This is a genomic window from Alphaproteobacteria bacterium, assembly GCA_030740435.1.
Taxonomy (GTDB): Bacteria; Pseudomonadota; Alphaproteobacteria; order UBA2966; family UBA2966.
The window spans coordinates 1-7,204 of sequence record JASLXG010000156.1 but is presented as its reverse complement, the minus strand read 5'-3'; the positions used below and the strand labels follow the sequence as shown (position 1 = coordinate 7,204).

Below are 7,204 nucleotides of genomic sequence, written 5' to 3'. Positions count from 1 at the left end.
TGTCGCACCGTCTGGGTGCTTTGGTGGGCGGGCCCGATGCCCCACCGCGCGGGGCGCCGCGCCCCCCCCCGGGGGGCGCCCCCGCGACGCGCAGGCCATGACCCGGCGAGAAATGCGGGCTAGAGCCGTGCCTTGAGGGCTGCAACGATGGCGTCGGCGGTGATGCCGAAATGTTGGAAAAGCTCGGCCGCCGGGGCCGAGGCGCCGAAGCCCGGCATGCCGATGACGATGCCGTCCGCGCCGACCCAACGCTGCCAGCCGAAGGGCAGTGCCGCCTCGATGGCCAGGCGCAAGGTGCCGGGCCCCAAGAGCGCTTCTTGCGCCGCCTCGCTTTGCTGCTCGAAAAGCTCCCAACACGGCATCGAAACCACCCGCGCGGCGACGCCTTCGGCGGCCAGCTTGCCCTGAGCTTCAAGAGCCACCGCGACCTCGGAGCCGCTGGCCAGCAGGGTGACTTGCGCCGTCTGGCCCTCAGGCGCCGCGGCGAGTTCATAGGCGCCTGCGGCCGAGCGGTTTTCCACGCCGTCCTCGAGGCGCAGCGCCGGCAGACCCTGGCGGCTCAGCGCCAGGGCCGAGGGGCCGTCGTGACGCTCTAGCGCCAGCGCCCAGCACTCGGCCGTCTCGACGGCATCGGCGGGGCGGAAGACGGCCAGGTTGGGCATGGCGCGCAGGCTGGCCAGGTGCTCGACCGGCTGGTGCGTCGGGCCGTCCTCGCCCAGCCCTATGGAATCGTGGCTCAGCACGTAGACCACGCGCAGCCCCATCAGCGCCGCCATGCGCATGGCCGGGCGCATGTAGTCGCAAAAGACCATGAACGTGCCGCCGTAGGGCATGATGCCGCCGTGCAGCGCCAGGCCGTTCATGATGGCGCCCATGGCGTGCTCGCGGACGCCGTAAAAGAGGTAGTTTCCGCCGAAGTCGCCGGCTGCGATGGCGGCCTGGCCGGAGCTTCGCGTGTTGTTCGAGCCGGTCAGGTCGGCCGAGCCGCCGATGCTTTCGGGCAGCACCGCGTTGACCGTCTCCAGCACTTCCTGGCTGGCCTTGCGCGTGGCCCAGCCCGGCGCCTCGGCCGCGAGGCGGCTTTTTAGCGCAGCATATGCCTGGGGCCAGTCGGGCGGCAGGTCACCGGCCTGGCGGCGTTCGAACTCGGCACGCTCTCCGCTATCCAGGGCTTCGAGCCGGTCCTGCCAGTCAGCGCGCGCCGTGGCGCCTTGGCGCCCCACCTCGGCCCAGGCGGCGGCGACGTCGGCCGGGATCTCGAAAGGCGGGTGCGGCCAACCCAGGGCCTGGCGGGCGGCCGCGATTTCGTCGGCCCCCAGCGGCGCGCCGTGGGTGGCGGCGGTGCCGCCCTTGTTGGGGGCGCCGTAGCCGATGGTGGTGCGGCAGGCGATCAGCGAGGGTGCCGCCGCCGCCCGGGCCGCCGCGATGGCCGCCGCCACGGCCTCATGGTCGTGGCCGTCGCAGTGGCCCACGTCCCAGCCGCTGGCGGCAAAGCGGGCCAGCTGGTCGTCGCCGCAGGTAAGATCCGTGCTGCCGTCGATGGAGATGCCGTTGTCGTCAAACAGCACGGTCAGCCGGCCCAGCCCCAGGTGGCCGGCCAGCGATATAGCTTCGTGGCTGATGCCCTCCATCAAACAGCCGTCGCCGGCGATGACGTAGGTCTGGTGGTCGACCACGCCGGCACCGAAGCGGGCTTCCAGGTGGCGCTCCGCCAGCGCCATGCCGACGGCGTTGGCCAGCCCCTGGCCCAGCGGCCCGGTGGTGGTCTCGACACCCGGCGTGTGGCCGTATTCCGGGTGGCCGGCGGTGCGGCTGCCGAGCTGGCGAAAGCGGCGGATCTGGTCCATGCCCAGGCCCTGGTAGTCCGTCAGGTGCAGCAGCGCATAGAGCAGCATCGAGCCGTGGCCGGCCGAGACCACGAAACGGTCGCGGTCGGGCCACCGGGGCTCGGAGGCATCGAACTTGAGGAAGCGCCGGAACAGCACCGTGGCCACGTCGGCCATGCCCATGGGCATGCCGGGGTGGCCCGATTGCGCCGCCTCGACGGCATCCATGGCCAGGGCCCGGATGGCGTTGGCCATTTGGCATTCGCTGGGGGTGGTCGCTGCGCTCATGTGTGCTCCTGCTCGCTCCTATCGGCTGGCTGTGGCGCCACTCTATCCCCAAAGTTCGGGCGGCGGCGGTTGCATCTTGTTTTGCTGATAGTCGATGCCGGGCACCCGGTCCTCGGCCAGCAGCAGCGGCCCGTCGAGGTCGACGATCTGGGCCAGGCCGGCCAGGAAGAAGGCCGGTGCCATGCCCAAGCTGGTGCCGACCATGCAGCCCACCATGATGCCGACGCCGGCCTGGTGGGCCGCCGCGGCCAGGTGCAGCGCCTCGGTCAGGCCGCCGGTCTTGTCGAGCTTGATGTTGATATAGTCGTAGCGCCGGGCCACCTGGGCCAGGGTGTCGACGCCGTGGCAGCTCTCGTCGGCACAGACCGGCACCGAACGGCCCAGCCCATCGAGCAGGTGGTCGCTGTCGGCGGGCAGCGGCTGTTCCACCAGGCGCACCCCCAGGCGCGCCAGCTCGGCACCGTTTTCGGCGTACATCACCGGCGTCCAGGCCTCGTTGGCATCGACGATGATGGTGGCTTCGGGAACGGCATCGCGCACCGCCCGCACCCGGGCGATGTCGTCGACGCCACCGAGCTTGAGCTTGAGCAGCGACTTCGAGCGGTGTTCGACGGCCTGCTCGGCCATGACCTCGGGCTCGTCCAGGCTGATGGTGTAGGCCGTGACCAGGGGCTTGGGCTCGGGCAGGCCGGCGAGCTTCCAAACCGGCCGCTCCGTGAGCTTGGCCTCGAGGTCCCATAGTGCGCAATCCAGCGCGTTGCGGGTGGCCCCGGGCGGCAGCAGGTGTTGCAGGCTTTGGCGGCTCAGGGTGCCGTTCTCGATGGCCGGGCGCAGCTCCTCGATCTGGGCGATGGTGCCTTCCAGGGTTTCGCCGTAGCGCCGGTAGGGCACGCATTCGCCGCGGCCGCGGGCGCCCCCCTCGTGGATCTCGATCATCACCACCTTGGCCGCCGAACGCCGGCCGCGGGAGATGGTGAAGGCGCCGCTGATGGCCCACACCTCCTCGCGCAGGATGACCCGGCGGCCGCTCACGGCAGGGCCTCGACCAGACGCCCGACGCCGTGTTTCAGGGGATCGACGCAAGCCACCCCGAGATCGGCCTCGAGGGCTTCCAAGTAAGGGCCCGTCTCGGCCTCGGCCAGCGCCGAGGTGTTGACGGCAAGGCCCAGCATGCGGACCAAGGGGTTGGTCAGGCGCGCCGCCGCCAGGTTGGCGGCACAGCACTCGGCGATGTCGGGCAGCGGCCAGTCGGGCAGGCCGCGCATGTGCCGCCGCGTGGGCTCGTGGCACATGACCAAGGCGTCGGGCTGGGCGCCGTGCAGCAGCCCCAGGCTGACTCCGGCGTAGGAGGGGTGGAAGAGCGAGCCCTGGCCCTCGACCACGTCCCAGTGCTCGGGCTGGGCATCGGGGCAGAGCCATTCGACGGCGCCGGAGACGAAATCCGAGACCACGGCATCGATGGAGACGCCGTGACCGGCGATGAAGATGCCGCTCTGGCCGGTGGCGCGGAAGTCTGCCGCCAGGCCGCGCTTTTGCATCTCGCGCTCGATGGCGAGGGCGGCGTACATCTTGCCCTGCGAACAGTCGGTGCCGACAGTAAGCAGGCGCTTGCCGGGGCGGGGCCGGCCGGTGCCGACGGAGAACTCCTGGGTGGGGTGGCGCACATCATATAGCTGGCGGCCGCAATCGGCGGCGGCCGCCGCCAGCTCGGGCACGTCGGCCAGTTTCATGTGCAGCCCGCTGGCCACGTCGAGGCCGCTTTCGATAGCCGCCCGGATGGTCTCCGTCCAAGCCGGCGAGAGCACGCCGCCGGCGTTGGCCACACCGACCAGCATGGTCCGGGCGCCGGCGGCCGCGGCGGCGGCCGGGCTTAGCTCATTGATCCCGAGGTCGGCCTGACAGCCCGGCAGCTTGAGCTGGCCCAGGCACTGCTGGGGCCGCCAGTCGGCCACGCCCTGGGCCGTCTTGGCCGCCAATTGGTCGCGGGCATCGCCGATGAACAGCAAGTATGGAGATTGCATGGCGTGGTTTCCTCAGTCGGCCGCCGTGGCCGCTTCTTCCGCCTGCAGGCGCTTGACCTCGGTGCCGATCTCGGCCAGGAAATCGGCATCGTCCCAAAGCCGGTGCCGGCCGGCCGCATAGGCCCGGGCGTTGCCTTCGTACATGAAGGCGTTGATCCGGTTGCGGACATAGTTGCTGCGTTCCTTGATGACCTTGCCGGGCGAGCCGACGACCACTGTATCGGCCGGGATTTCCGTGCTGGGGGTGATCAGGGTGCCGGCGCCGACGGTGGTGTTGGCGCCGATCACGGCGCCGTCCATCAGCGTCGAGTTGATGCCGATCAGGCAATTGTCGCCCACATCGGCGCCGTGGATGGTGCAGTGGTGCGTGATCGAGCAGTTCTCGCCGATCAGCGTCGGCGTCTGGTCGCCGACGTGGATCATGGCGAAATCCTGGATGTTGCTGTGGGCCCCGATCACCACCTCGTGGTTTTCCGCCCGGATCACGGCATATGGCCAGATCGAGGCACCGGGGCCGACGGTGACCTTGCCGAACAGCAAGGCCGTGGGATGGATGAAGGCGGGGTCGTTGAGCACGACGTCGGGGCCGTAGTCGGGTAGGGATGCGGACACGAAGTTTCCTTGAAAGCTTGGATCAATTCCGACATGGGCTAAGATAGTGGGTACTAACGAGGGAGACCATGGCCAAGACTGTGCTGATTTCCATCACCGGCGCCGACCGGGTCGGCGTCATCGCCGCCATCACGGCGCAGCTTTTCGAGCTTGGCGCCGATCTCGGCGATACGAACTTTGCCGTGCTCGGCACCAGCTTCGAGTTCTCCAGCGTCTGCGAGCTGCCCGACAGCCTGGGCAACCGCCGGGCCGAAACTGAATTGCGGGCCCTCGAGCCGCTGGCCGATGCCGAGGTGCGGGTGAGCAACTTCAAATACCAGCCCCAGCACGAGCACTCCGGCCGCGTCAGCCACCGCATCCAGGTCACGGGCGGCGACCAGCCCGGCCTGCTGGCCCGGCTGACCGAGGTTTTCGGCCAGTTCGGGGCCAACATCGTCAGCATGAATTCGCAACGCCAGATCGATCGCGGACGCTCGGAATACGCCACCCGTTTCGCCGTCTCCATCCCCAAAAACCGCGCCGACGCCTGCCTCGCCGCCATCGGCAACACGGCCGGCCAGTTGCAGATGATCTTTACTTGGGAAGAGGCAGGGGGCTAGCTGCGAAAGAATGCAAGTCGGCAGTCGCTCTGCCGATCCTGCTTGGCTGAACTATTATCGCCCTCTAGATCGTTGATTTTCAACCGGTTTTCTGTCACCATCGACGACTAACGCGACGTCGATTTGGGTAGCAGCGGATTATGGGGGCGAAAATGACGGATATTGCGGCGGGCTCTACTCGACAGGCGCACCAAACTTGGTCGAACTGGCCGACTTTTATCTTGGCGGTTGCGGGGTCCGCGGTCGGGCTCGGCAATATTTGGAAGTTCCCTTACATCACCGGGGAAAACGGCGGTGGCGCCTTCGTCATCGTCTACCTGGTCTGCATTGCCGCCATCGGCGTGCCGATAATGATCGCCGAGATCATGCTCGGCCGCCGCGGCCGCCGCAGCCCGGTCAATTCCATGGTGGCGTTGGCCCAGGAATCAAACCGCTCGCAGCGCTGGGGCCTGCTTGGCGTCATGATGATGGCGGCTGCGTTCCTCATCCTGTCCTTCTATAGCGTCATCGCCGGCTGGGCTATTCCCTATATCGGCCATACCATTTCGGGCGCCTTCAACGGCGCTACCGCCGATCAAGTCGGCGGCATATTCGGCGGCCTGCTGGCCTCACCCGGCCAGTTGGTGTTGTGGCACACGGTTTTCATGGTGCTCACCGTCGGTGTTTCGGCGAGCGGCGTCAAAGGCGGCATCGAACGTGCCGTGACCATTCTCATGCCCTGCCTGTTCGTGCTTCTGCTGGTCCTGATCATCTACAATCTGGTGGTCGATAGCGCCAGCTTCGGCAAGGCGCTCAACTTCCTCTTCAATCCGGATTTCTCCAAACTCACGGCCGAGGCCGTGCTGACCGCCATCGGCCACGCCTTTTTCACCCTGAGCATCGCCGGCGGGGCGGTGTTCGCCTACGGATCCTACCTCGAAAGCAGCACCTCGATCGCCCAGACCTCGTTTGCCATCGCCATCATCGACACCCTGGTCGCCTTGATGGCCGGCCTGGCGATCTTTCCCATCGTCTTTGCCAACGGCCTCGATGCCGCCGCTGGGCCGGGCCTGGTGTTCGTCACCTTGCCCATAGCCTTTGGCCAAATGCCGGCCGGCCAGATCATCGGCTGCCTGTTCTTCGTCATGCTGGTGGTGGCTGCCTGGACATCGTCGATCTCGATGCTCGAGGCCATCGTCGAATGGCTGCAGGAACGCGGCATGGATCGGGCCAAGGCCTCGGCCAGCGTGGCCGGAGCGGCCTGGCTGCTGGGTTTGACCACGGTGCTGTCGCTCAATTTGTGGAAGGGTTTTCACCCGCTGGGCTTCATCGGACGCTTCGAGGGCAAGACGCTGTTCGACCTCTATGACTTCCTCACGGCGAACATCATGTTGCCGCTGGGCGCCCTGTTGATGGCGGTATTCGCGGGCTGGATCATGACGCAAAAAGACACCGAGGAAGAGCTCGCCATGACCTCGGGCTATGGTTTGTGGCGCTTCCTTATCCGCTACGTCGCGCCGATCGGTATTGGTGTTATATTCGTCTATAACTTCTGATAGCGGGTCAGCCAATCGAGAACCACTCCGGCACCCGGCTTCGGCCGGGTGCCGGGGCGCTCGCTCTGCTGCCGCTTCTGCTCAACCGTCGCCGACAATTCTCTCCTTGGGAAACCAGATCGTCGCTTTGGTTCCCACGCCGATCTCGCTTTCGATCTCGAAACCGCCGTCGTGCAGTTCCGCCAGTTGGCCTGCCCCCCGAAAACTGGTCCAGCCCGGATGTTAGGATTGGGTTGGCTTGAAGGAGGGCAAAATGGCGAAGAAGAATCACACGGTTGAGCAGATTATCGGCAAGCTCCGCGAGGCGGAGGTCCGGCTAAGCC

6 protein-coding genes are annotated in these 7,204 nt (G+C 67.3%); 2 read left to right on the top strand and 4 right to left on the bottom strand.

Annotated features, from left to right (window positions below; all coding sequences use genetic code 11):
• Window positions 1–119 precede the first annotated feature (119 nt).
• From tkt to QGG75_15960, 4 genes are read right to left on the bottom strand one after another with little or no spacing between them, the layout of a single operon-like run.
• Window positions 120–2,114, bottom strand: a complete 1,995-nt coding sequence (gene tkt / locus QGG75_15975; GenBank protein ID MDP6068731.1) for a transketolase — start codon at window positions 2,112–2,114, stop codon at window positions 120–122.
• 42 nt (window positions 2,115–2,156) lie between these two features.
• Window positions 2,157–3,146: a dipeptide epimerase gene (locus QGG75_15970; protein MDP6068730.1), complete on the bottom strand. Its 990-nt coding sequence runs from the start codon at window positions 3,144–3,146 to the stop codon at window positions 2,157–2,159.
• On the bottom strand, window positions 3,143–4,135 hold the full coding sequence (locus tag QGG75_15965; GenBank protein ID MDP6068729.1) for a DUF1611 domain-containing protein: 993 nt from the start codon (window positions 4,133–4,135) through the stop codon (window positions 3,143–3,145). Before QGG75_15965 ends, QGG75_15970 begins: the two co-directional genes overlap by 4 nt.
• Before the next feature lie 12 nt (window positions 4,136–4,147).
• The gene (locus tag QGG75_15960) at window positions 4,148–4,747 is read right to left on the bottom strand and encodes a gamma carbonic anhydrase family protein (GenBank protein ID MDP6068728.1); all 600 of its coding nucleotides are present in this window, start codon (window positions 4,745–4,747) and stop codon (window positions 4,148–4,150) included.
• 68 nt (window positions 4,748–4,815) lie between these two features.
• Here QGG75_15960 and QGG75_15955 point away from each other — a divergent pair, with 68 nt between their 5' ends.
• Together QGG75_15955 and QGG75_15950 are read left to right on the top strand one after the other, a co-directional pair.
• On the top strand, window positions 4,816–5,346 hold the full coding sequence (locus QGG75_15955) for an ACT domain-containing protein (GenBank protein ID MDP6068727.1): 531 nt from the start codon (window positions 4,816–4,818) through the stop codon (window positions 5,344–5,346).
• Window positions 5,347–5,498: 152 nt separating this feature from the next.
• A complete protein-coding gene (locus QGG75_15950; protein MDP6068726.1) occupies window positions 5,499–6,881 on the top strand; it encodes a sodium-dependent transporter in 1,383 nt (460 codons plus the stop codon).
• The last annotated feature ends 323 nt before the right edge of the window (window positions 6,882–7,204 follow it).

Bases quoted from the DNA above. Each gene is read 5' to 3' on its own strand.
- QGG75_15950 (MDP6068726.1), top strand. From the start codon at position 5,499: ATGACGGATATTGCGGCGGGCTCTACTCGACAGGCGCACCAAACTTGG.
- tkt (MDP6068731.1), bottom strand. From the start codon at position 2,114: ATGAGCGCAGCGACCACCCCCAGCGAATGCCAAATGGCCAACGCCATC.
- QGG75_15965 (MDP6068729.1), bottom strand. From the start codon at position 4,135: ATGCAATCTCCATACTTGCTGTTCATCGGCGATGCCCGCGACCAATTG.
- QGG75_15955 (MDP6068727.1), top strand. From the start codon at position 4,816: ATGGCCAAGACTGTGCTGATTTCCATCACCGGCGCCGACCGGGTCGGC.